Below are 21265 nucleotides of genomic sequence, written 5' to 3' on the forward strand. Positions count from 1 at the left end.
AGCATCTATTTTGCAACACTCACATGCAAAAAGGCGCCGGCTGTGGTCTAATCCGTCCCGAAGCGCAATAGGACCAGTTGAATCGCTGAAATACAGCCTGCGGCAAGGCAAAAATCGATCCGCAGCCGCGAATCAGCAGCGATTCCTGCTCGGAAAGTCGAAAAGCGCAGGATGACGTGGAATCGTGCAGCACGCGTTTGTTTTTTCGGCAGCCAGACCTTGCTGGTGCATGCCGCCCAAAAAGCCCGCCATCGAGCTTGACCTGAGGGTGTAGCGGTTTGGGTTACATGCCGGACAAGACCTGAAGCGATTTGCAGGAGACCGTTCAAGGCCGCACCCGTAAGGAGAGCTATATGCGAGCCACTTCGGCGATCGCCGGCAGTGTCATCTTCCTTGCGGCAGCGCCGGGCGTGGTCGCCGGACTGCTGCCTTGGCTGCTGACCGATCGCTATCGCCTGCCCTGGTCGAGACTGCCCGGGTTCGTTCCTGTGGGCTGGCTGCTGATTGTCGCCGGCACAATCGTGCTGCACGCCTTTGCCCGTTTTGCTCTGGAGGGCCTGGGTACGCCAGCCCCGGTCGCGCCGACCGAGAGGCTGGTCGTCGGCGGCATTTATCGCCATGTCCGCAACCCGATGTACGTCGCCGTGCTGTCGATCGTCCTCGGCCCGGCACTGCTGTTTTCGAGCGGGACGGTCGCCGCCTATCTAGTCATCGCCGCGGCCGCCATGATCTCCTTCGTGAAACGATACGAGGAACCGACGCTTGCCCGCCGCTACGGCGCCGAATACGAAGCCTACCGCCGCGCCGTACCAGGCTGGCTGCCCCGGCTGACGCCTTGGCGCGGGTAATTTTCTGGACGCCGACAATTGGCGAAGCCGGCGAGACAGCTCCTTCTCGCCGTTACTATATGGGGAGAAGTGCCCGGCAGGGCGAGGAGGGGGCATCAGGACTGCCCATCGAAGGGCAAGTGCGACAAAGGCTGGCGCTGCCCCTCATCTGGCTGCCGCCAGCTTCTCCCCGTATACTGACGGGAAGAAGGACGAATTCGCCGAAGCCTTCGCCAATCGCCCGACGTTGCTCAGAAGTCGACGAGCGGCACTGGTAATTAAAACGACCAGCTGCGCGCCTTGGCGATGATGAAATCGCGGAAGACATGCAGCTTCGCCTGGTTCTTCATCGCGTCGGGATAGGCGAAATAGGTATCGAAGGACGGCACTTCGGTTTCGGGCAACAACTGCACCAGCCCGGAATCCTTGCTGACCACATAATCCGGGAGCATGGCGATGCCGGCGCCGCCCTGCACCGCCCGCTTGATCGACAGGATGTCGTTGATCTGCAGCGTCGGCACCCTTTGCCCGCCTTCGAAATCGCCGACCGTCTCCAGCCAGTTCAGTTCCGACAGATGCGCCGGCACCGGCACGCCGAAGGTGACGATGCGATGGGCCTTCAGCTCGGCGATCGAATTCGGCTTTCCGTATTTGTTCACATAGGAGGGCGCCGCGTAGAGATGGAAATGCACGGTGAACAGGCGGCGCTGGATGAGGTCCGGCTGCTGCGGCTGGCGCAGCCTGATGGCGCAGTCGGCCTGGCGCATGGTGAGATCGAGCTCCTCATTGGCCAGGATGAGCTGCAGGCTGACCTCGGGATAGAGCTCGATGAATTCCTGCACGCGCTCGGTCAGCCAGCCGGCGCCGAGGCCGACCGTGGTCGTCACCCTGAGCACGCCGGAGGGCCGGTCCTTGGTTTCGGTCAGTCGCGATTTGATGGTTTCGAGCTTCATCAGCACGTCGTGTGCCGTGCGGAACAGCATCTCGCCCTGCTCGGTCAGCACCAGGCCGCGGGCATGGCGATTGAACAGCGGCACGCCGACGTCATGCTCGAGCGCGCTGACCTGCCGCGAGATCGCCGATTGCGACAAATGCAGTGTTTCCGCGGCATGGGTGAACGACCCCGCTTCCGCTGCGGCGTGAAACACGCGTAGCTTGTCCCAATCCAACGCCATGATTTCCCCTCGTCCTGTTTTCTGGCGTCCGCCTGTTTTGGCGTCTGAATGAAAAATCAGGCTTTTGCGCGGCTTGTCTCAGCCGCTTGTTCAACAATCACTCCGCCGCTTCGCGGTGAACCTCGATCCCCGCCAGATATTTTTCCGCCTCGAGCGCGGCCATGCAGCCGAGACCGGCCGCCGTCACCGCCTGGCGGTAGATGTCGTCGGTCACGTCGCCGGCGGCAAACACACCCGGCATATCGGTGCGGGTCGAATCCGGCGCCGTCCACAGATAGCCGTTCGGCTTCTGCTTCAGCTTGCCGGCAAACAGCTCGACCGCCGGCGCGTGGCCGATCGCCACGAACACGCCGTCGACCACCAGATGCATCTCCTGCCCGGTCACCACGTTGCGCAGCTTCAGCCCTTCGACCGACGGCGGCAGCGGCGCCTTGCCGGGCCTGCCGGTGATCTCGTCGACCACCGTGTCCCAGATGATGCGGACATTGTCTTTCTGCAGCAGCCGCTCGCGCAGGATGCGCTCGGCGCGGAAATCGCTGCGCCTGTGGATAACGGTGACGCTCTTGGCCAGGTTGGAGAGATAGAGCGCTTCCTCCACAGCCGAATTGCCGCCGCCGATCACCGCGACATCCTTGCCGCGATAGAAGAAGCCGTCGCAGGTGGCGCAGGCGGAGACGCCAAAACCCATGAAGGTCTGTTCGCTCGGAATGCCCAGCCATTTCGCCTGCGCGCCGGTGGCGATGATCAGCGCGTCGGCGGTATAGATCGTGCCGGAATCGCCCTTGGCGCGGAACGGCCGCACGTTGAGGTCGACCTCGGTGATGATGTCGTTGACGATGTCGGTGCCGACATGCTCGGCCTGCCTTAGCATCTCGCTCATCAGCCATGGACCCTGGATCGGTTCGGCGAAGCCCGGATAGTTTTCGACGTCGGTGGTGATCATCAGTTGCCCGCCCTGCTGCAGGCCGGCGACCAGCATTGGCTTGAGCATGGCGCGGGCGGCATAGATTGCTGCCGTATAGCCGGCGGGGCCGGAGCCGATGATGAGAACAGGCGCGTGCTTGGTGATCATGAAAAGCCTCTGCGGGGAGCAGCCATGGATTGTGGCATGAACTCTCGTCGATTGTTGCGCGTAATGTAAGTGTTGCCTGCGACGCCAGCAAGGCAAGTTGCCGTTCGTCCCCGGAAAGCTTCGGCACCGGCGACGGCGACAAGCAACCGCAGCAAGATGATGCGAAAATCCTCGATCCAGCGGATGGAATAGACAGCAAAGTCGTTTAACTACAAAGTCGCGAAAGATTCTTTCGCGTCACCACGGAAGCCGCCATGCCGATCAAGGCCGATCTCGATGCCCTCGACTGGAAGATCCTGCGCGAGCTTCAGCAGGACGGACGCATGACCAATGTCGAACTGTCGAGCCGCGTCGGCATTTCGGCGCCGCCGTGCCTACGCCGCGTCCGGCGGCTGGAAGAGGCCGGCATCATCCGCGGCTACCGTGCCCTGCTCAACGCTCCGGCACTCGGCCTCGACGTCGTCGCCTTCTGCCTGATCGGCCTGCATCACCAGGCCGACGCCGAGCTCAAGACCTTCGCCGAGCGCACCCGCGGCTGGCCGATCGTGCGCGATGCCTGGATGGTGTCGGGCGAATCCGATTTCCTGCTGCACTGCGTGGCGAGCGATCTCGGCACCTTCCAGACCTTCGTCATCGAGGAACTGGCCTCGGCCCCCAATGTCGATACGGTTAGAACCGCGCTGACCATCCGCCGGGTCAAGGACGAAGGGCTAGTGGCGTTTTCGGCTTGAGACCAGGCAAAGCCCCGGAGAAACAAAACCCGGAAACAAAAACCCGCCTCGGCGGGCGGATCGTCGGTGGGAATCATCACCGTAGTTGAATTAGTAGCATAGCTGCCGGCACAAAGCAAGAACAAAACGTGGCTATGCGTCAAATAATAATCGCTACAGACTGGCGCTGCCCTCACCTTACCCTCCCCGTAGAGGGGTCGCCAGCGTTGCGGCTACCTCTCCCCGTTGACAGACGGCCTTTACCGGCCTGGCGCAATCACCCTGCGTCGCAGAGGCGCGTTTCGACCATTTCGCAGAGATGGTGGTAAAGGCACAAGTGCCCCTGCTGGATGATCGGCGTCGAGGTCGAGGGTACGTTGAGCAGGATGTCGGAGAGCTGCTTCAGCTTGCCGCCGGTGTCGCCGGTCAGGCTGACCACCGTCATGCCCATCATGCGCGCTTGCTGGGCGGCGGCGAGGATGCTTGGCGAATTACCGCTGGTCGAGATGGCGATCAGCACGGCGCCTGCCGAACCATGCGCCTCGACCTGGCGCGCAAACACCGTGTCGAAGCCGTAATCATTGCCCCAGGCCGTCAGCACCGCCGCGTTGGCCGGCAGCGCGATGACGTTGTAGGCCTTGCGCTCCCTGAGGAAGCGGCCGACCAGCTCGCCGGCGATGTGGATGGCGTCGCTGGCCGAGCCGCCATTGCCGGCTATCAGCAGCGCCTTGCCCTGCGAAAGCGCGGCGACGACGGCGCTGACCGCCCGCTCCATCTCACGGGTCAGGTCGCGCTCGACCATCGCCGAAATCGCGGCCGCCGAGCGAACCAGGTAATCGTTCAGTTCGGACATGAAACCCTCAGTTCCCGGCGCGCAATCTGCCGATGGTGCCGGTCGTGCTCTTGCCGGCGACGAGATCGACCAGCACGACGCGCCCGCCGGCCTTCCGCACGACATCGGCGCCAACCACCTGATCGACCGTATAGTCGGCGCCCTTGACCAGTATATCGGGGCTCAGCGCCTCGATCAGTGAAAGCGGCGTATCCTCCTCGAAGATGACGACGGCGTCGACCGAGGCAAGTGCTGCAAGCACGCAGGCCCGGTCATGCTGGTCGTTGACCGGGCGTCCCGGCCCTTTCAGCCGGCGCACCGAGGCATCGCTGTTGAGGCCGAGCACCAGCCGGTCGCACTGGCTGCGCGCCGCATGCAACAGGCTGACATGGCCGGCATGCAGGATATCGAAACAGCCATTGGTGAAGCCGACGCTCAAGCCCTCGTCCTTCCAGGCAGCCACCAGCCGCGCCGCGGCCGCGGCATCGAGGATCGCATCCTTGTGGGCGACCGGACCATGCGAGCGAAACAGCGCACCGGTGAGTTCCTCGATCGTCAGCCGCGCGGTGCCGCGCTTGCCGACGACGACGCCGCCGGCGGCGTTGGCGATCGATCCGGCCATCACACGATCAGCCCCTGCTGCAAGAGCCAGCGCGAAGGTCGCGATTACCGTGTCGCCGGCGCCCGAAACGTCGAACACTTCGCGCGCCTGCGTGGCGATATGGCGGGCGTCGTCCGCACCGACGACGCTCATGCCCTTTTCGCTTCGCGTCGCGACGACGAAATCGAAACCGTGCGCCGAAATCAGCTGGCGCGCCGCCGCCTCGATCTCGTCATCGGCAAATACTGCGCGGCCGACCGCCTCGCCGAGTTCCTTGCGGTTGGGCGTGATTGCCGTCGCGCCGGCATAACGCGCATAATCCCTACCCTTCGGGTCGACCAGCACCGGCTTGCCCGCTTCCCGGCAGATCGAGATCAGCTCACCGGCGACGCCGTCGAGCAGCACGCCCTTGCCATAGTCGGACAGGATGACGATGTCGGCGCGCACCAGCGCTTCGCGAAAATGCCCGACCAATGTCGCGTGCTCGGCATCGCCCAGCGGCTTGATTTCCTCTTCGTCGAAACGCAGCACCTGCTGGTTGAGCGCGCTGAAGCGGCTTTTGGACGACGTCATGCGATCGGCATCCTGCGCCAGCCCGCCGGTGTCGACGCCAAATTCGCCGAGCATGCGCATGAGGTTCTTGCCGGCCTCGTCGGCGCCGATCACCGAGACCGGTATGACGGAAGCGCCAAGCGAAACGATATTGGCGACGACATTGCCGGCGCCGCCCATCGCCAGCGTTTCGCCGCGCCCGTGCAGCACGGGGATCGGCGCTTCCGGCGAAATGCGCTCGATCACGCCGTTGACGAAACGGTCCAGGATGAAATCGCCGACCACCAGCACGGTGGCGCTGCCGAAGCGCGAAATGGCGCGGTGAAGCGGTTCGGGAGAGGGCAGCTTGATCATGTCAACGCGTGGGAGAGCCGATTTTCGGTGACGGGGAATTCGATTGGCAGGGCCGGCCGTTCATGGCGATGCCGATATACCGCAATTTCAGCCGACGCAACGGCAGGCCTTCGACCGATCGCGGCGGCGAGGCAATGCGTCAGCTTTTCTGCAACGCGACATCCACGCCCAGTCCGACAAGCACCGCACCGCCGGCGCGCCGCATCAGGCGCTGCGCCCGGCTCGACTGCCGCAGCCTGGCGATCACTGCGCCGGCCAGCACCACGCAAACAATGTCGGCCGACGAGAACATCAAATTGACGATCGTTCCAAGCACGACGAACTGCAGCCACACCGGAAACGCCGCCGAGGCATCGATGAACTGCGGCAGGAACGCCATGAAGAAAATCGCCGTCTTGGGGTTGAGCACCTCGACGGCAACGCTCTCGAAAAAGGCGCGGCGGGCGGATTTCGGCTGAATTCCCGGCAAGACAACGTCGCTTTGCGCCTTGGCGCGAAACAGCGAAACACCGAGCCAGATCAGATACAGCGCACCGACCAGCTTGACCGCCATGTAAAGCACCGGCACGGCATGGAACAGCACCGACAGGCCGACAGCGGCGGCGAAGACATGAACGTAGCCGCCAAGATGGATGCCGAGCGCCGCCATCAGGCCCGACCAGCGGCCGCGCGCCATGGTTTGCGCAGCGGCATAGAGCATGGCGGGGCCGGGGATATAGGCGAAGATCGCCGTGGTGGCGAAAAAGGCGACAAGCAGTTCGGTTGACGGCATTACCTTGCTCCTGTCGCCGGTTGGCCGGCAGGCCGACTGAAACGTGACGTTTGCGGCGGCACTGTGGCGCTCATCCAACCGCCCCGCCACCTGCTTTATCGACAGGCCTGCCGGCCTCCCCTATAAGGGCCGGAATCGGCAAGCAACGGCAAGTCAGGGCGTACTAATATGATCATCGTCACGGGCGGCGCCGGCATGATCGGTTCCAACATCGTCGCCGCGCTCAACGCCGACGGTTTCAGCGACATCCTCGTCGTCGACGACCTCACCGACGGCCACAAGATCGCCAATCTCGCCGACCTCGAGATCGCCGACTATCTCGACAAGGACGACTTTCTGGCGCGGATGGAGGCCGGTGACCTCGGCCGCATCGAGGCGGTTTTCCACCAGGGTGCCTGCTCGACCACCACCGAATGGAACGGCAAGTTCATGATGGAGGGCAACTACACCTATTCGAAGCACCTGCTGCACGCCTGCCTGGCCTTGCGCGTACCCTTCCTCTATGCCTCGTCCGCTTCGGTCTATGGCGGCGGCGCCGAGTTTCGCGAGGAGCCGGAATGCGAGCGGCCGCTGAACGTCTATGCCTATTCGAAAAAGCTGTTCGACGACTATGTCCGCCGCACCGTTTTCGATACCGACCATTCGCCGGTGGCGGGCCTGCGTTATTTCAACGTCTACGGTCCGCGCGAGGCGCATAAGGGCGCCATGGCCTCTGTCGCCTTCCATTTGTTCAACCAGGTCGAACGCGGCGAAAACCCCAAGCTGTTCGGCGCCTATGGCGGTTTCGGGCCCGGCGAGCAGAGCCGCGACTTCATCCATGTCGGCGATGTCGCCGACGTCAATCTGTGGCTGTGGAAACGCGGTTCCAGCGGCATCTTCAACTGCGGTACCGGCAAGGCCCAGCCGTTTCGCGCCATTGCCGAAACGGTGATCGATACGCTCGGCAAGGGCCAGATCGAATTCATCGAGTTTCCCGACCACCTCAAGGGCAGCTACCAGAGCTTTACGCAAGCTGATATGTCCCGCTTGCGCGCAGCCGGTTACAATGGCCAGTTCCGCACAGTGGAAACCGGCGTCAGAGACTATGTCGAATGGCTGAAAGCCCAACGATCCTCGTGATCGGCCCACGCTGGGTGGGCGACATGGTGATGGCGCAGTGCCTGTTCCAGGCGCTGAGGGAGCTTCATCCGAACGCCGCCATCGACGTGCTGGCGCCGGGGTGGGCAGCACCGCTGGTCAAGCGCATGCCCGAAATCCGCCAGCAGATCGACCTGCCGCTGCCATCCGGCGCGTTCGAATTCCGCGTCCGAAGGCGCTTCGGCCGCCTGCTGCGCGGCCGCTACGACATGGCCTTTGTCCTACCGGGAAGCTGGAAGTCGGCGCTGATCCCGTTCTTTGCCGGCATTCCGCGCCGTGTCGGCCATCTCAAGGAAATGCGCTACGGGCTGCTGACCGACATCGTGCCGTTGCCCGATCGCCTGAAACGGCGCACCGCGCAGGCCTATTTCAGCCTTGCCCGCGGCGGCGCCTTCCAGGCGCCGAAGCTCGCTGTCGATCAAGCCAGCCAGGCGGCACTGCTCAGCCGTTTCGGGCTGACGGCGGGGAAATTCGTGGCACTGATGCCCGGCGCAGAATTCGGCCCGGCCAAGCGCTGGCCGAGCGAACACTATGCCGGCCTTGCCCGCGAGATGATGGCCAAAGGGTTTGGCGTCGCGCTGTTCGGATCGAAGAACGACGCTGAGGTGACGGCTGAAATCGCAGCGCAGGCGCCGGGCGCCTCCGACCTTGCCGGCCAGACGCGGCTGGAGGATGCCATCGACCTGATCGCCGCGGCGAGGCTCGCCGTCTCCAACGACAGCGGGCTGATGCATGTCGCCGCCGCCGTCGGCACGCCGGTCGTCGCCGTCTACGGCTCGACCTCGCCCGACAACACGCCGCCGCTCGCCGAGCGCCGCGAACTGGTCTGGCTCGGCCTGTCCTGTTCGCCCTGCCACAAAAAAATCTGCCCGCTCGGTCATCTCAACTGCCTGAAGACGTTGGAGGTCGAACGTGTCGTGGCGGCGGCGGAGCGGCTGCTGGAAATGCCGGCCGCCGCATGAAGGTGCTGATCGTCAAGACGTCGTCGATGGGCGACGTCATCCACACCTTTCCCGCAGTCGAGGACGCGCACCGCGCTCGCCCGGATATTTCCTTCCACTGGTGCGTGGAAGAGGCCTTTGCCGGCATCGCGGCGCTGCATCCAGCCATCCAAACCATCCACAGCGTGGCGATCCGGCGCTGGCGCGGGAAGCTGCTCGAGCCCGGCACATGGCGGGAAGTGGTCGGCCTGCGCAGCGCCTTGCGCGCGTCCCGCTACGACCTCGTCCTCGATGCACAAGGCTTGCTGAAATCGGCGCTGGTGGCGCGGCTGACGGCAGCACCGATCGCCGGCTTCGACCGCTCGAGCGCCCGCGAGCCTTCGGCGAGCCTGTTTTATGGCCATCGCTACGCGGTGCCGGTCGGCCTGCATGCCATCGAGCGCACGAGACGCCTGTTCGGGCTGGCGCTCGGCTACGAGCCGGATTTTGCCCGGCTCGAATCGGGGATCGTGCCGCCAGCCGGAAAATCGACTTTTGTCGGCGAAAAGACAGCCTTCCTGCTGCACGGCACCAGCCGCGAGGACAAGAAATGGCCGGTTGCGGACTGGATCGAAATCGCCAGGCTTCTCGTGGCACGAGAGATGACCCCGGTCACCACCTGGTCGAACGACCGGGAACAGGCGGTTGCCGAAGCGATCGCCCGCGCCGTTTCGCAAACCGTGGTGGTTCCCAGATCGCCGCTTGCCGAGATCGCCGCCGTCATCGGCAGCTCGACGCTGGTCATCGGTGCCGACACCGGCCTGACCCATCTCGCCAGCGCCTTCGGCGTGCCGACGGTGGCTGTATTCCTGGCGACGGAGCCCGGCCTGACCGGCCCGCGCGGGCCGTTCGCATCGACACTACTGGCCGCGCCTGGCCGCAGCGTCACGCCGCCGGCGGTAATGGCGGAAGCTGAGAGATTGCTGGCGCTTAAATTACAAGGCGCTGTATAGGACCTTTTCAGAATTCGCTCTGGCGAGTCGAATAGCGTGGTTTTCGAGAACCGGAGCGGAGCGTACTTAAAGTACGTGAGCACCGGAAGCGCAGAAAACCGCGCTAGTCGGCCGCCAGAGTAGAATTATCAAAAGGTTCTAAATGAATTGCACCTGGACGATCTCGTAGCCCCTGGCGCCGCCCGGTGCGTTGACCTCGATGGCATCGCCGACTTCCTTGCCGATCAGGGCGCGCGCGATCGGCGAGGAGATCGAGATGCGGCCGGACTTCACGTCGGCCTCCTGGTCGCCGACGATCTGGTAGGTCTTTTTCTCCTCGGTATCCTCGTCGACCAGCACCACGGTGGCACCGAACTTGACCTTGTCGCCGCTGAGCTTGGTGACGTCGATCACCTCGGCCCGCGCGATCAGGTCCTCGAGTTCGTTGACCCGGCCCTCATTGAGGCTCTGTGCCTCTTTTGCCGCGTGATATTCGGCATTTTCGGAGAGGTCGCCATGCGAGCGCGCTTCGGAAATCGCCTCGATGATACGCGGCCGCTCCTGTTGCTGGCGCCAGCGCAGTTCTTCCTTCAATGACGCGAACCCCTCGCCTGTCATCGGGACCTTGTTCATAATGCCTGACCTTTCCTGCCGCCGCCCCCGTAATCGGGAGCGACCTTGTCGATGGTACAAAAAGAAAACGGTCCGGCAGCCTCGCTAACGGAACCGTCTCACCACAATCTTTGCAAGATATAGCAATCTTCGCGGGTTTTTCACGTCCAAAAAGTCGGATTTTGAAAAATCATCCACCGATTGCGCGGCTGACCTAACGTCAAGGAGCGCATCACGTGTACCGTGATGCCAAATTCCAGTTCGGAGCAGCATGCGAGCACAGCAAAAAACCGGCTGCGATCGCCGCAGCCGGTATGAGCAGCGTCCGGAGGTCGGATCAGCTCCTCATGAAATGATCGATCTGCTCCGACAGCATGCCGTATTCGCGAGATCCCTTGCCCGTGCGCTTCTCGATTTCGCGGAGCTGTTCCTGGGCGCCGGCAAGATCGCCGATCTGCAGGTGCGCCTCGCCGAGATATTCGCGTACCAGCGTGTAGTTCGGGTCGATGCGCAGCGCTTCCTCGTAATAGCCGAGGCCGACGGTGACGCGGCCGGAATGGCGGTGCGAATAGCCGAGATAGTTGAGGATGCGCGGGTCCTGCTTGTTGGCGGCGAGGCTGAGCACGGCGATCGCCTCGTCATAGCGTCCATCCATCGCCAGCGCGCGACCGGCATCATAGATGCTGTCGTCATCCAGCATACCTTGCTTCGGCGAGACACATTTCTTCTGCTTCTTGTCCCAGGCCTCCCCCTTCTTGCACTGGCTCTGGCCGCCGCCGCCATTGCCGCCGCCGCCGCCACCACCTCCCCCGCCTTCACCAGCCGAAAACGCCGGAGCCGCAATCAGCGGCAGGGCGGCAATGGCCATGGCGTAAATCAGCAATCGTCTGCGCATTACACTCTCCTTTGAACCTGACAATGCAACACTAACGCCGGGCCAAAGCCGTTTCGTCCCGGAAAATGTCGTCCTATCTCAAAACCGCGATCTCTCCCAGCAAGGCCATCTTATTCCGGGAAGAGAGGGCATCATAAATCATGGTTCACGATTAACGCCCACGCGCAAGAGAACGTGACGAGCGCTGCAAATCCGCTATCATCGGGCCGACCGAGCACGAAGCAGGGAGACGGCCGGTGCAGCAACGCGTTGAACGAGACTGGGAGCTTTCGATCGGTCCCGACACCGTGCGCCTGTTCATCCTGAAGGCGAAGGCGCTCAGCGCCGCCGTCAACGAAGACTATGCCGACGGCGCCGAGCACGAGGTAGAGCTCGACGGCAACGCGCACGACAACCACCATCATGACGGCCTTGCCGAGGAAAGCTCCGAAGATCTCACCGAGGAAGAACTGCGCGAGCTGATCGACGATCTCAATGTCGACGAAGCGGCCGAACTGATTGCGTTGGCCTGGGTTGGCCGCGGCGACTATGACGCGACGGAATGGACGGACGCGCTGACCGCCGCCCGCGAGCGCGCCAACAAGCGCACGGCAAAATATCTACTCGGCATGCCGCTGCTGGCGGACTGGCTCGAGGAGGGGCTGGAAGCGATCGGCGCGTAACAGCGCGGTTACCGATTGTGATCGCCAGCCCCCCTCGCCCAAGGCAACTTCCCTGCATTCTGGCCGTTGCGATACAATGGCGGCGTTTGGCTTTTTCAGATTGGGCAGATTGCTGCTGGCCGTTGCGGCTACGCCGCTGGCGGGACCCGTTTCAGCCAAGGCGCCCGAGTTGCCGCCAACCGCACCGGTTCCGCAACTCAACCAGCAAGTCACTCCGCCAGCACCAACCGAGATCCCGGTCCCCGAACCACGCCCCGCTCCGGAGGCTGAGCGGCCCAAAAACGGTCAGCCTCAAAACGATCAGCCCCAAAATGGCCAGTCCAGGACCGAGCAGCCGAAGCCGCCGGCGATCGCACCACAGCCGCCTGAAAAGCCGGCGCAGGCCGAGCCGCCGGCAAACCCATCGGTCGCGCCACCAAACCCGGCCGAGGCAGACAAAAAGGCGGAGCAAGAAATCCTTCCCGATCCTCGATCGGTCGCAATTGCCGAGAAAGAAATGCCGGCCGAGGAATTGGCCTGCCGCAGGCGGCTGAAATCGATGGGCGTCGATTTCGCGGAGCGCAAGCCCGAGCGCGATGCGGCGGTCGGTTGCTCGATCCCCTACCCGATCGTGCTGAAGACGCTCGGCAAATCCATCGCCATCGGTCCGGAGCCCGAGCTCAATTGCCAGATGGCCGAGGCCGCCGCACGCTTTGCTGCTGCCGTCATCCAGCCTGCGGCCAAAGCGGAGTTTGGCGAGGACCTCAAATCGATCGGCCAGGCCTCCGCCTTCGTCTGCCGGTCGCGCAATGGTGGCGGCAAATTGTCGGAGCACGCCTTCGGCAATGCGCTCGATATCGCCAGCTTCAAGCTTTCGGACGGGAAGGAGATCGATGTCGGCCCGGCGCCGCCAGAAAAGGACGCGAAATTCCTGGACACAGTGCGCAAGGCAGCCTGCGGACCGTTCAAGACCGTGCTTGGCCCCGGCAGCGACGCCGATCATTCGCAGCATCTCCACTTCGACCTCGAACCGCGCCGCAATGGCGGCACGTTTTGCCAATGACGCGGGTCGTGATAATGGGCGCCGCAATTTGGCCGCAGGCGTGAACGGCGCCGCTGATTTTTCCTTTACTCTTCAGGTTTAGAGTCTGTGCCATCTGGGGACAGGAACCCTTCCGATGGCCGGGCTAATTCGCGCTGCGCTTGTCGCTGCGCGGCACACAGGACGCGCGCGCATGGCCGGCAGGCTTGCCGTCGTGCTTGCCATTGCGGCGGTCTCCGCCTGCAACACCGGCAGCGTGCTGTCGCTGCAGCCGGCCGTCGACGTCGGCAGCCAGACCGCTGCCGTTCCGCCCTATTCCGGCCAGCAAGATTCCGGCCTGCAAGATTCCGGCATGCAGCGCCTCGTCCCATCCAACCCCTATATGACGGCCGCCTATCCGCGCATGGACAATCCGATGTCGCCGGCCGAACAGATGCCGGCCGCAGAGATCGATTGCCGCAAGGAGCTGAAACGCCTCGGCGTCGTCTACACCGACGTCGCGCCGATCCATGAAGGCCAATGCGGCATCGATTATCCGGTCAGGGTCTCGGCCATCGGCAGCGTCGCGCTGAAGCCGGCCGCGACGCTGACCTGCGACATGGCCGCCAGCTTTGCCGGCTGGACCAGGAATGAACTCGTCCCGTCGGCCCGCTGGCGCTATTTTTCAGGCGTCAAGACCATCCACCAGGGCTCGAGCTATTCCTGCCGCAGGATCGCCGGCGAAGGTGTTTTGTCGGAACACGGCAAGGGCAATGCGCTCGACGTGATGAGCATCGAGCTTAACAATGGCGACGACATCGACGTCCGCAAGCCCGGCCTGTTCGCCTTCCGCATGCGCGGCTTCCTCAACAATGTGCGGGCCGACGGCTGCCAGTATTTCACCACCGTGCTCGGCCCCGGCTACAACTACGACCACCGCAACCATTTCCATTTCGACATCAAGAATCGCAAGAACGGCTACCGCGCCTGCCGCTGACCGTTCCGGTTTTCAGATGAAATGCGACAAGTTATTTCGTGCAACAGCGCCTGGATCAGCCGCGTTGTGTGCCGCCGGTGGAAGCCATGCTGCGCCACCAGGTCCTGGACGTGCCACAAGTTTCTGTCGCGGATTCCGCTTTCCTCGAGCATGCTGACGGTGCGGAACAGATACTGCGCGGACGAACCCCAATGTCCGGCTGCCCGCGCCAGCGTCTGCGTCCAGATCAGCGAGCCGTAGGCAAAGACCCAGAGCGCTTTGGCGCCGGTATTCCAGAAGCAGCTGCTCGACAAGATCATCGAACTCCGCGTCGCTATGCTCGGTCGTCCCCGGCTCGGGGCCGGGATCCGGCTCGACCCGTTCGACCAGCGCGATAAGGTCGGCGGTCAACGCCATGGCAGTGCCGCGCGCCGGTTTACCCTCCATCACGCCCTCATTCGTGCTAGCCGGTTCTACGCCATTTCATGCTAAAATATGAGGATAGACCGGCTGCGCGCCGCTTGCCAAGGATTTCGACGGCCCGACGGGCCTGCCAGTTCGAGCCAATGCATGAGCCAACGAAGCCTTCGACGACGTGCAACGACCTGGCTGGTGGCATGCTGTGCCGCTTATCTTTCGCTCGCCTATTTCGCCGCGCCTGAGTTCTGGACGTTACGGGACCGCAATTTTCGCAATCAGCAATTCGAGATGGTGACGCACACGCCGCAAGGCATTCCGGGCGATCCGATCAATGTCGGCCTTGTCGGCACCAAGAAGGAGCTTGTCCATGCTTTTGCCGTCGCCGGCTGGGATACGGCAGACGCGGTCTCGCTGAAGACGGCGATCGAGATCGGCGAAAGCGTGCTGTTTGACCGCCCCTATCCCGACGCGCCGGTCAGCCGGCTGCTGTTCGAAGGCCGCGCCCAGGACCTAGCCTTCGAAAAGCCGGTCGGCGACAGCGCCGACCGGCGCCACCACGTCCGCTTCTGGCAGACCGCTGCGACCGGAGACGACGGCCGGCCGCTTTGGCTTGGCTCGGCAAGCTTTGACCGCGGCGTCGGCCTCAGCCATGACACCGGCGCGATCACTCATCACATCGGCCCCGACATCGACGCCGAGCGCGATGGGCTGATGCGCGACCTGTCCGCCGCCGGCATGCTGATCTCGACCAGCGACATACCAGGGGTCGGCGCCACAAAGACCGGGCGCAACGGCGAAGGCGATCCCTATTTCACCGACGGCAAGGCCATCATCGGCGTACTGCTGCAACTGCCGTAGGCGCGCAATCGGCCCGTCTGACAGCCATTTCGCCCGATGGGCTCAGGGGACGGTGATCACGATCTTGCCGAACGGTCCGGTCTCCAGACGCTCGAATGCCTGCGACACCTCGTCGAAGCCAAACACCCTGTCGATCACCGGCCTGATCGCGAGCGTCTCGATCGCCTGGTTCATTCGTTCGAAGGCGCGGCGGTGGCCGATCGATATGCCCTGCACGACGATCCGGTTGCGCAGGAACGGAATGATCGGGAAACTGAGCTCCATGCTGCCGAGAAGGCCGATGAGCGACAGCCTGCCGTCGGCGCCCAGCGCATTGAGCGAGCGCCGCGCATTGTCGCCGCCGACCATCTCCAGCACGTGCCTGACGCCGGCGCCGTCTGTCAGCTCGCGGGCGACCTCGTCCCATGCCGGATGGCTGCGATAATTGATCCCCTTCCAGGCGCCGAGCGCTTCTGCCCGCTCGAGCTTCTCGTCGCTGCTCGAGGTGACGATGGCGCGCAGGCCGAAAGCGGCGGCGAACTGCAGCGCAAACAGCGACACGCCGCCGGTGCCCTGGATGAGAACGGTCTCACCCGGGATAGGCTTGGCCGCCTCGACCAGCGCGAACCACGCCGTCAGCGCCGCGATCGGCAGCGTCGATGCCTCGACATCGCTGAGCGACGGCGGCGCCGCCACGGCGGCATCCTCGTGAAAGAGCACATGCTCGGACAGCATGCCGGGCAGTGACGAACCAAGCGTATGCTTGTGCAGCACCGGCGGGGCGTTGCCGTCCGGCCAGTCGGCGATCACCTGACCGAGCACGCGCTGCCCGATGCCGAAGCGGCTGACTTCGCTGCCGGTGGCGACAACTTCGCCAACCGCGTCCGATGTCGGCACGAACGGCAAGCTGAGGTCCGGTATCAGCACGCCATCGACGATCATCCTGTCCTTGTAAGTCAGCGATACCGCTGTGACGCGTACCAGAAGATCATGCGGCCCGGGTCGGGGCAGCTTTCCCTCGGCCGGCTTCAAACTGGACAGGCCGAAACCGGTCATCTGCCAGGATCTGTTTTGGGTGCTCATTTGGTTCGCGCTCCGTGGTTGATGGTGCGCGAGACATTTATGCCGTTTCACTATGGAGAAAAGTGCTTCCATGTGGCATGTTATGCAACAGATTAAGGAGCAAAACTCTACAATAGGAGCGCTTCATTGGAATCGGCCGATTTGCAAGGCATCGTCGCATTCGTTCACGCGGTGGAGGCCGGCAGCTTCACCGGCGCCGGCGCGCGGCTGCATGTCACGAAATCGGCGGTCGGCAAGTCGATCGCGCAGCTGGAACAGCGATTGGGCGTTCGCCTGCTCAACCGCACCACCCGCAGCCTGAGCCCGACCAGTGAGGGCCTGAGCTATTACGAAGCCTGCGTCAGGGCACTGGCCGAGATCGAAGCCGCGCAGTCACTGCTGGCTTCGCGCAAGCAGGTGCCTTCCGGGCGGCTGCGCGTCGACCTGCCTTTGGCCTTCGGCCGGCGGTGCGTCGCCCCGGTTCTGTTCGACATTTCCAAAAAATTCCCGGACCTGACGATGGAAATCTCGTTCAACGACCGGCGCGTCGACCTGATCGAGGAAGGCATCGACCTGGCGGTGCGTATGGGCGACCTCGACGACAGCTTGTCGATCGCCGCGCGCCGCATCTATGCCCAACGTTCGGCCATCTGCGCCGCCCCCGCCTATCTCGACGCCCATGGCAGGCCGCTATCGATCGAGGACCTGGCCAGGCACAGCCTCATCGGCTACGGCCGCGACGGCACGGTCCACCCCTGGACCGTCAGGCATGTCGACGGCCGTCTCGAAAAATTCGCGCCCAAGGCGCGGCTGGTGCTCGGCCACGGCGAACCGATGCTCGATGCGGTACTGGCCGGCTGCGGCATCGTCTATCTGCCGACATGGCTGACGGCCGACAGCATCAGGCGCGGCGAGCTCGAAATGGTTCTGTCGGACTGTCTTGTCGAAAACACCGTGGTGCATGCCATCTGGCCGGTAACACGCAATCTCGCGCCAAAGGTGCGCGTCGTCGTCGACGCCCTGATCGAGCATTTTTCCGCGCCGCCCTGGGATGCGGCATGGATGCCGCCTGATTGCCCGGCTCGCTAAATTTAAAAAGCGCGACCGTCCTATTTTCGAAAACCGCGCGGCAATGCTATGGACCCGGCATGCTTTATGCTGAAATTGCCATCGTGGTCGTCCTCATCTGCGTGAACGGCCTTCTGTCGATGTCCGAACTCGCCATCGTCTCGTCGCGGCCGGCGCGCCTCAAGACGATGATCGACCGCAACGTCAAGGGCGCCGGCCGGGCCCTGGCGCTCGGCGCCAATCCGGGAAAATTCCTGTCCTCGGTGCAGATCGGCATCACTTTGGTCGGCGTCTTGTCCGGTGCCTTTTCCGGCGCCACGCTCGGCGAGCGGCTGGCCACCTCCCTGGCGTCGGCCGGCATCCGCGAAAGCCTCGCCGATCCGCTCGGCGTCGGCATCGTCGTCGCCCTCATCACCTATGGCTCGCTGATCATCGGCGAACTGGTGCCCAAGCAGATCGCATTGCGCGACCCCGAACGGGTAGCCGTCAGGGTCGCCCCGGCAATGACCATCCTCGCCAGCGTCTCGGCGCCGCTGGTCTTCCTGCTCGATTTTTCCGGCCGCGCCCTCCTGTGGCTGCTTGGCCAGCGCGGCCAGAGCGAGGACAAGGTCACCGACGAGGAGATCAAGATGCTGGTCGCCGAAGCCGAGCACCACGGCACCATCGAATCCGACGAACGGCGGATGATCGCCGGCGTCATGCGGCTCGGCGACCGTGCCGTGCGCGCGGTGATGACGCCGCGCACCGAGGTCGACTGGATCAATCTGCAATCCGACGAGGCGGCCATCAGGAAGCTGCTGATGGACACCCAGCATTCGCGCCTGCCGGCCGGCGACGGCGGCGTCGACGCCATGATCGGCGTCGTCCAGACCCGCGACGTGCTGGCCGCAATGCTCGGCGGCCGCGCTCTCGACCCGCGCCGGCACGTGCGCGCCGCGCCAATCGTGCATGACCAGGCCGACGCGCTGGACGTGCTTGCGACGCTGAAGGAATCGGACGTGCCGATGGCGCTGGTGCATGACGAATACGGCCATTTCGAAGGCATCGTCACCCCGGCCGACATTCTGGAAGCGATCACCGGCGTCTTCCGTTCCGACCTCGACGCCGGCGACGAGGAAAACGCCGTCAAGCGCGAGGACGGCTCATGGCTGCTCGCCGGCTATATGCAGGCCGACGAGATGGCGGAGGTCCTCGGCATCGACCTGCCCGAGAACCGCGACTACGAAACCGTCGCCGGCTATGTGCTGTCGCATTTGCACCATCTGCCGGCGACCGGCGAATGTGTCGACGCGCAAGGCTGGCGCTTCGAGGTCGTCGACCTCGACGGCCGCCGCATCGACAAGCTCATCGCCACCCGCCTGCCCGGCCGCCACCGCGAGGTCGTGCGGTAACGATCGACGCGACTTATGGGCTATATGCTCGCGGCGACACCGCTCGCACAGTCAAAGTTGATTGGGAATACCGCCTATGGTCGACCACCTTTTCGCCGACCCATATCTCGCTGCCGTCTACGATGCCTGGCACCCGAGATCTGCGCGCGACGACTATGATTTCTACCTGCCCCGCATTCTAACAGCAGACGCGGTGCTTGATGTCGGATGTGGAACGGGCACCCTCCTTCACGAGGCACGCCTGGCCGGACATTCAGGGCGGCTCTGCGGCATCGACCCAGCACCCGGCGTGTTGAATCGCGCACGAACACGCGCGGATATCGAATGGGTTCTCGGCGATCTCCAATCGGCCGGCTGGACAGCTGAGTTTGATCTCATTGTGATGACGGGGCACGCATTCCAGGCCCTTGTCAGCGACGAAGACCTGAGGGATTTCATGGCGGCTGTCCGACACGCCCTTGTGCCAGGCGGATGCTTCGCGTTCGAAACGCGGAACCCTTCGGTGCGGGCGTGGGAGCACTGGACACCCGAAAATGCGGTCGTCGTTGAGCTGCCTGACGGGTCGCTGGTGCAGATCACAACAGAGGTGATCATGCCGTTCGATGGACAGACGGTGACATTCACCCACAGGTTCGGCGGAAAGCATCCGAGCCTTCCGCAAGTTAGTCGCAGCACCTTGCGATTCTTCGAGACGGACGCCTTATCGAGCCTGCTGGGGAACGCGGGGCTACGGATCGAACAGCAATTCGGCGGCTTTGACGGCAGCCCACTTGGCCCTTCGAGCCCAGAGATCATCACGTTCGCGATGGGATGAAAAGGAGCATCCGCTCTCCAGCCCTGCAAGCAACGACAACTCGCGGACCCATTGCGGACGTGGAGCCGTATTTCGCGGGGACTGCTGCCGACCGTAGGCTAGGGCCAAACTTGGCAATTCAATCGATCGCCTCGATGCCTTGTGCCTTCAGCCGTTCGAGATGGTCCTTCATCTCTTTCAGCCGCTCGGGGGAGTGGCCCTGCCACTCGGTGACCTCGCCCGTGATCCTGAGCGGCTCGCGGCAGCGATAGGACTGCGTCGGATTGCCGAGAAATTTCTTGTCCGTAAGATTGGGGTCGTCCATGACCGGGCCGGTTGGTTCCACGATGTAGATCCTTTCGCGTCCGTCACCGGCGGCCAGTTCTGCACCCCAGATAGCGGCATCCAGAGTGCCGGTTAGATAGACCCAGGCTGCCTGCTTTCGCGCCCCGTAATTGGAGCTGTAACCGGCTTCGATCAGGTCTCCCGGTTTAAGGTCGGCCCGGGTGCCGTGGTAGAATTGGCGCGGCTTGTCGGGGGCTGTCATCGGCTCATCCTCGCTGTCTCAGGCGTCATGGTGTTGTGGTGCGCACTATTTCATGCACGTCATCGAATCAACCGTCTGGCCGTTCGGTTATCGGACGTCCCCCCATTCCGGTCGTCCCGCCCAAAGCACGCTTCCGGTCGGCTGCCGGTGCGGGTATTATCGGCGCCCTGAACGTCGCTATGGTGGAAAAATGGATCTGCAAACCTTCAGGGATTCGATTGCAAAACCACAGCCGCCAGCCGGCTTGAGCCCTGCCCTGCAGGCGTTGTGGTGGGATGCAAAGGGCGATTGGACTAAGGCGCACGAGTGCGCGCAGCAGCGCGACAATACGGCGGGCATGCACGTGCATGCCTATCTCCACCGCAAGGAAGGCGACCAGTCGAATGCGGAATATTGGTATCGCCGCAGCAACGCGGCGCCGTCGACCTTAACGCTTGACGAGGAATGGCAAGAGTTGGCACGTACACTTTTGCAGCAAAGCTGACGCTTGCTCAGTCATCGTAAAATGGCCGGTCCTGCATCCACTCTCCGGGGTTTCAGCTGGCGCCCTGTGGCTTGTCCCTGCCGTTCCATTCCGCATTGCGCGCCTGCGCCTCTTCGGCGATCAGCTTGAACTCCCGCATCTTCGTAGCTTCGATGGCAAATGCGCGGCTTGGCAGGACGCCAGGGTCCTCCTGACTGTTCTGAAACTGAAAACGGGCCTCCAGTTCGGCCCATATTCGCTCGGGTGCCGTATCCTTGCTGGCAAGCAGCGCAACGACCAGCGCCAGAGTCTCGCGCTGGGCGTTCAGCCGCCCTTCGATCTCTTCATTCGGCAATTCGGACATGCGGGTCGCTTCCGGTTTCTGGCTCAACGGCAAAATCGCACCCTTGTTCCGGAATTCGGGGCTGGCGCGGTCCGGCTGGGCAGCAAATGCTCGCAATCGCAATCGAGATGATCTCTCCTCCTCGATCCTGTTGACTCGGGCCGATGGCACTTTTCGCGCCGCTTGCGTCCAGCCTCTTCGAATGCAGCATGCGGACAAATCTTGAGAGCCTGAGCAAATTCTGCCCCGCAA

25 protein-coding genes are annotated in these 21265 nt (G+C 63.5%); 14 read left to right on the forward strand and 11 right to left on the reverse strand.

Annotated features, from left to right (window positions below; genetic code table 11):
- The first annotated feature begins 353 nt into the window (after positions 1 to 353).
- A complete protein-coding gene (locus tag NKH50_RS12255) occupies positions 354 to 848 on the forward strand; it encodes a methyltransferase family protein (RefSeq protein ID WP_352878946.1) in 495 nt (164 codons plus the stop codon).
- Positions 849 to 1105: 257 nt separating this feature from the next.
- On the opposite strand, the gene NKH50_RS12260 is transcribed toward NKH50_RS12255, so the two are convergent.
- Entirely contained in the window at positions 1106 to 2002 is an 897-nt protein-coding gene (locus tag NKH50_RS12260; protein WP_023719100.1) for a LysR family transcriptional regulator, read from the reverse strand.
- A 97-nt stretch (positions 2003 to 2099) separates the two neighbouring features.
- Positions 2100 to 3074, reverse strand: coding sequence for a thioredoxin-disulfide reductase (trxB, locus tag NKH50_RS12265; protein WP_254819256.1), 975 nt, complete (start codon positions 3072 to 3074; stop codon positions 2100 to 2102).
- 29 nt (positions 3075 to 3103) lie between these two features.
- On the opposite strand from trxB, the gene NKH50_RS12270 reads away from it, so the two are divergent.
- Both NKH50_RS12270 and NKH50_RS12275 read left to right on the forward strand, forming a co-directional pair.
- A complete protein-coding gene (locus NKH50_RS12270; RefSeq protein ID WP_352805693.1) occupies positions 3104 to 3283 on the forward strand; it encodes a hypothetical protein in 180 nt (59 codons plus the stop codon).
- Positions 3284 to 3328: 45 nt separating this feature from the next.
- On the forward strand, positions 3329 to 3805 hold the full coding sequence (locus tag NKH50_RS12275) for an Lrp/AsnC family transcriptional regulator (RefSeq protein ID WP_352878951.1): 477 nt from the start codon (positions 3329 to 3331) through the stop codon (positions 3803 to 3805).
- Positions 3806 to 4061: 256 nt separating this feature from the next.
- On the opposite strand, the gene NKH50_RS12280 is transcribed toward NKH50_RS12275, so the two are convergent.
- From NKH50_RS12280 to NKH50_RS12290, 3 genes are all read right to left on the reverse strand, one after another.
- Positions 4062 to 4637, reverse strand: coding sequence for a D-sedoheptulose-7-phosphate isomerase (locus tag NKH50_RS12280; protein ID WP_352704177.1), 576 nt, complete (start codon positions 4635 to 4637; stop codon positions 4062 to 4064).
- A gap of 7 nt (positions 4638 to 4644) precedes the next feature.
- The gene (gene rfaE1 / locus NKH50_RS12285; RefSeq protein WP_352704175.1) at positions 4645 to 6123 is read right to left on the reverse strand and encodes a D-glycero-beta-D-manno-heptose-7-phosphate kinase; all 1479 of its coding nucleotides are present in this window, start codon (positions 6121 to 6123) and stop codon (positions 4645 to 4647) included.
- 139 nt (positions 6124 to 6262) lie between these two features.
- Positions 6263 to 6895, reverse strand: a complete 633-nt coding sequence (locus NKH50_RS12290) for a LysE family translocator (RefSeq protein ID WP_352704173.1) — start codon at positions 6893 to 6895, stop codon at positions 6263 to 6265.
- A gap of 168 nt (positions 6896 to 7063) precedes the next feature.
- On the opposite strand from NKH50_RS12290, the gene rfaD reads away from it, so the two are divergent.
- Genes rfaD through waaC form a run of 3 tightly spaced genes read left to right on the forward strand, consistent with a single transcriptional unit; the run spans position 7064 to position 9965 of the window.
- Positions 7064 to 8014 carry an ADP-glyceromanno-heptose 6-epimerase gene (rfaD, locus tag NKH50_RS12295; RefSeq protein ID WP_352878954.1) on the forward strand — a complete coding sequence of 317 codons (951 nt, stop codon included), beginning with the start codon at positions 7064 to 7066 and terminating at the stop codon, positions 8012 to 8014.
- Positions 7987 to 8994, forward strand: coding sequence for a lipopolysaccharide heptosyltransferase II (gene waaF, locus NKH50_RS12300; RefSeq protein WP_352822134.1), 1008 nt, complete (start codon positions 7987 to 7989; stop codon positions 8992 to 8994). Before rfaD ends, waaF begins: the two co-directional genes overlap by 28 nt.
- Positions 8991 to 9965 carry a lipopolysaccharide heptosyltransferase I gene (gene waaC, locus NKH50_RS12305; RefSeq protein WP_352878957.1) on the forward strand — a complete coding sequence of 325 codons (975 nt, stop codon included), beginning with the start codon at positions 8991 to 8993 and terminating at the stop codon, positions 9963 to 9965. Before waaF ends, waaC begins: the two co-directional genes overlap by 4 nt.
- A gap of 138 nt (positions 9966 to 10103) precedes the next feature.
- On the opposite strand, the gene greA is transcribed toward waaC, so the two are convergent.
- On the reverse strand, positions 10104 to 10577 hold the full coding sequence (gene greA, locus NKH50_RS12310) for a transcription elongation factor GreA (RefSeq protein ID WP_023719113.1): 474 nt from the start codon (positions 10575 to 10577) through the stop codon (positions 10104 to 10106).
- A gap of 316 nt (positions 10578 to 10893) precedes the next feature.
- The gene (locus NKH50_RS12315) at positions 10894 to 11451 is read right to left on the reverse strand and encodes a tetratricopeptide repeat protein (RefSeq protein WP_254819249.1); all 558 of its coding nucleotides are present in this window, start codon (positions 11449 to 11451) and stop codon (positions 10894 to 10896) included.
- Positions 11452 to 11687: 236 nt separating this feature from the next.
- Between NKH50_RS12315 and NKH50_RS12320 the strand changes: the two genes are divergently transcribed.
- The 3 genes from NKH50_RS12320 (at position 11688) to NKH50_RS12330 (ending at position 14110) form a co-directional block, all read left to right on the forward strand.
- Complete coding sequence (locus NKH50_RS12320) at positions 11688 to 12113, forward strand: DUF3775 domain-containing protein (protein WP_254819248.1); 426 nt, start codon at positions 11688 to 11690, stop codon at positions 12111 to 12113.
- Between the two features lie 76 nt (positions 12114 to 12189).
- Positions 12190 to 13155: an extensin family protein gene (locus tag NKH50_RS12325; RefSeq protein WP_352822126.1), complete on the forward strand. Its 966-nt coding sequence runs from the start codon at positions 12190 to 12192 to the stop codon at positions 13153 to 13155.
- 115 nt (positions 13156 to 13270) lie between these two features.
- On the forward strand, positions 13271 to 14110 hold the full coding sequence (locus NKH50_RS12330; RefSeq protein WP_352878960.1) for an extensin-like domain-containing protein: 840 nt from the start codon (positions 13271 to 13273) through the stop codon (positions 14108 to 14110).
- On the opposite strand, the gene NKH50_RS12335 is transcribed toward NKH50_RS12330, so the two are convergent.
- A complete protein-coding gene (locus tag NKH50_RS12335) occupies positions 14092 to 14409 on the reverse strand; it encodes a hypothetical protein (protein ID WP_352506722.1) in 318 nt (105 codons plus the stop codon). The two genes, NKH50_RS12330 and NKH50_RS12335, sit on opposite strands and share 19 nt — an antisense overlap.
- Positions 14410 to 14659: 250 nt before the next feature.
- Here NKH50_RS12335 and NKH50_RS12340 point away from each other — a divergent pair, with 250 nt between their 5' ends.
- Complete coding sequence (locus NKH50_RS12340) at positions 14660 to 15367, forward strand: LssY C-terminal domain-containing protein (RefSeq protein ID WP_352506721.1); 708 nt, start codon at positions 14660 to 14662, stop codon at positions 15365 to 15367.
- 42 nt (positions 15368 to 15409) lie between these two features.
- Here the strand turns inward: NKH50_RS12340 and NKH50_RS12345 are convergent, their stop codons facing one another.
- A complete protein-coding gene (locus tag NKH50_RS12345; protein WP_352878963.1) occupies positions 15410 to 16429 on the reverse strand; it encodes a zinc-dependent alcohol dehydrogenase family protein in 1020 nt (339 codons plus the stop codon).
- A gap of 126 nt (positions 16430 to 16555) precedes the next feature.
- On the opposite strand from NKH50_RS12345, the gene NKH50_RS12350 reads away from it, so the two are divergent.
- The 3 genes from NKH50_RS12350 to NKH50_RS12360 all read left to right on the forward strand — a co-directional run bounded on the left by NKH50_RS12350 (position 16556) and on the right by NKH50_RS12360 (position 19681).
- On the forward strand, positions 16556 to 17497 hold the full coding sequence (locus NKH50_RS12350) for a LysR family transcriptional regulator (protein ID WP_352704158.1): 942 nt from the start codon (positions 16556 to 16558) through the stop codon (positions 17495 to 17497).
- A 59-nt stretch (positions 17498 to 17556) separates the two neighbouring features.
- Positions 17557 to 18867: a hemolysin family protein gene (locus NKH50_RS12355; RefSeq protein WP_352704156.1), complete on the forward strand. Its 1311-nt coding sequence runs from the start codon at positions 17557 to 17559 to the stop codon at positions 18865 to 18867.
- Positions 18868 to 18943: 76 nt separating this feature from the next.
- Positions 18944 to 19681 (forward strand): class I SAM-dependent DNA methyltransferase, encoded by a 738-nt coding sequence (locus NKH50_RS12360; RefSeq protein WP_352878966.1) that lies wholly within the window; start codon positions 18944 to 18946, stop codon positions 19679 to 19681.
- A 118-nt stretch (positions 19682 to 19799) separates the two neighbouring features.
- Here NKH50_RS12360 and arr read toward each other — a convergent pair whose 3' ends face one another.
- Positions 19800 to 20207, reverse strand: a complete 408-nt coding sequence (gene arr / locus NKH50_RS12365; protein ID WP_352506717.1) for an NAD(+)--rifampin ADP-ribosyltransferase — start codon at positions 20205 to 20207, stop codon at positions 19800 to 19802.
- 190 nt (positions 20208 to 20397) lie between these two features.
- On the opposite strand from arr, the gene NKH50_RS12370 reads away from it, so the two are divergent.
- A complete protein-coding gene (locus tag NKH50_RS12370) occupies positions 20398 to 20691 on the forward strand; it encodes a hypothetical protein (protein ID WP_352704151.1) in 294 nt (97 codons plus the stop codon).
- Between the two features lie 52 nt (positions 20692 to 20743).
- Here NKH50_RS12370 and NKH50_RS12375 read toward each other — a convergent pair whose 3' ends face one another.
- Positions 20744 to 21034, reverse strand: a complete 291-nt coding sequence (locus NKH50_RS12375) for a hypothetical protein (protein ID WP_352506715.1) — start codon at positions 21032 to 21034, stop codon at positions 20744 to 20746.
- Positions 21035 to 21265 lie beyond the last annotated feature (231 nt).

Source organism: Mesorhizobium sp. M1027 (assembly GCF_040318745.1).
Classification (GTDB): domain Bacteria; phylum Pseudomonadota; class Alphaproteobacteria; order Rhizobiales; family Rhizobiaceae; genus Mesorhizobium.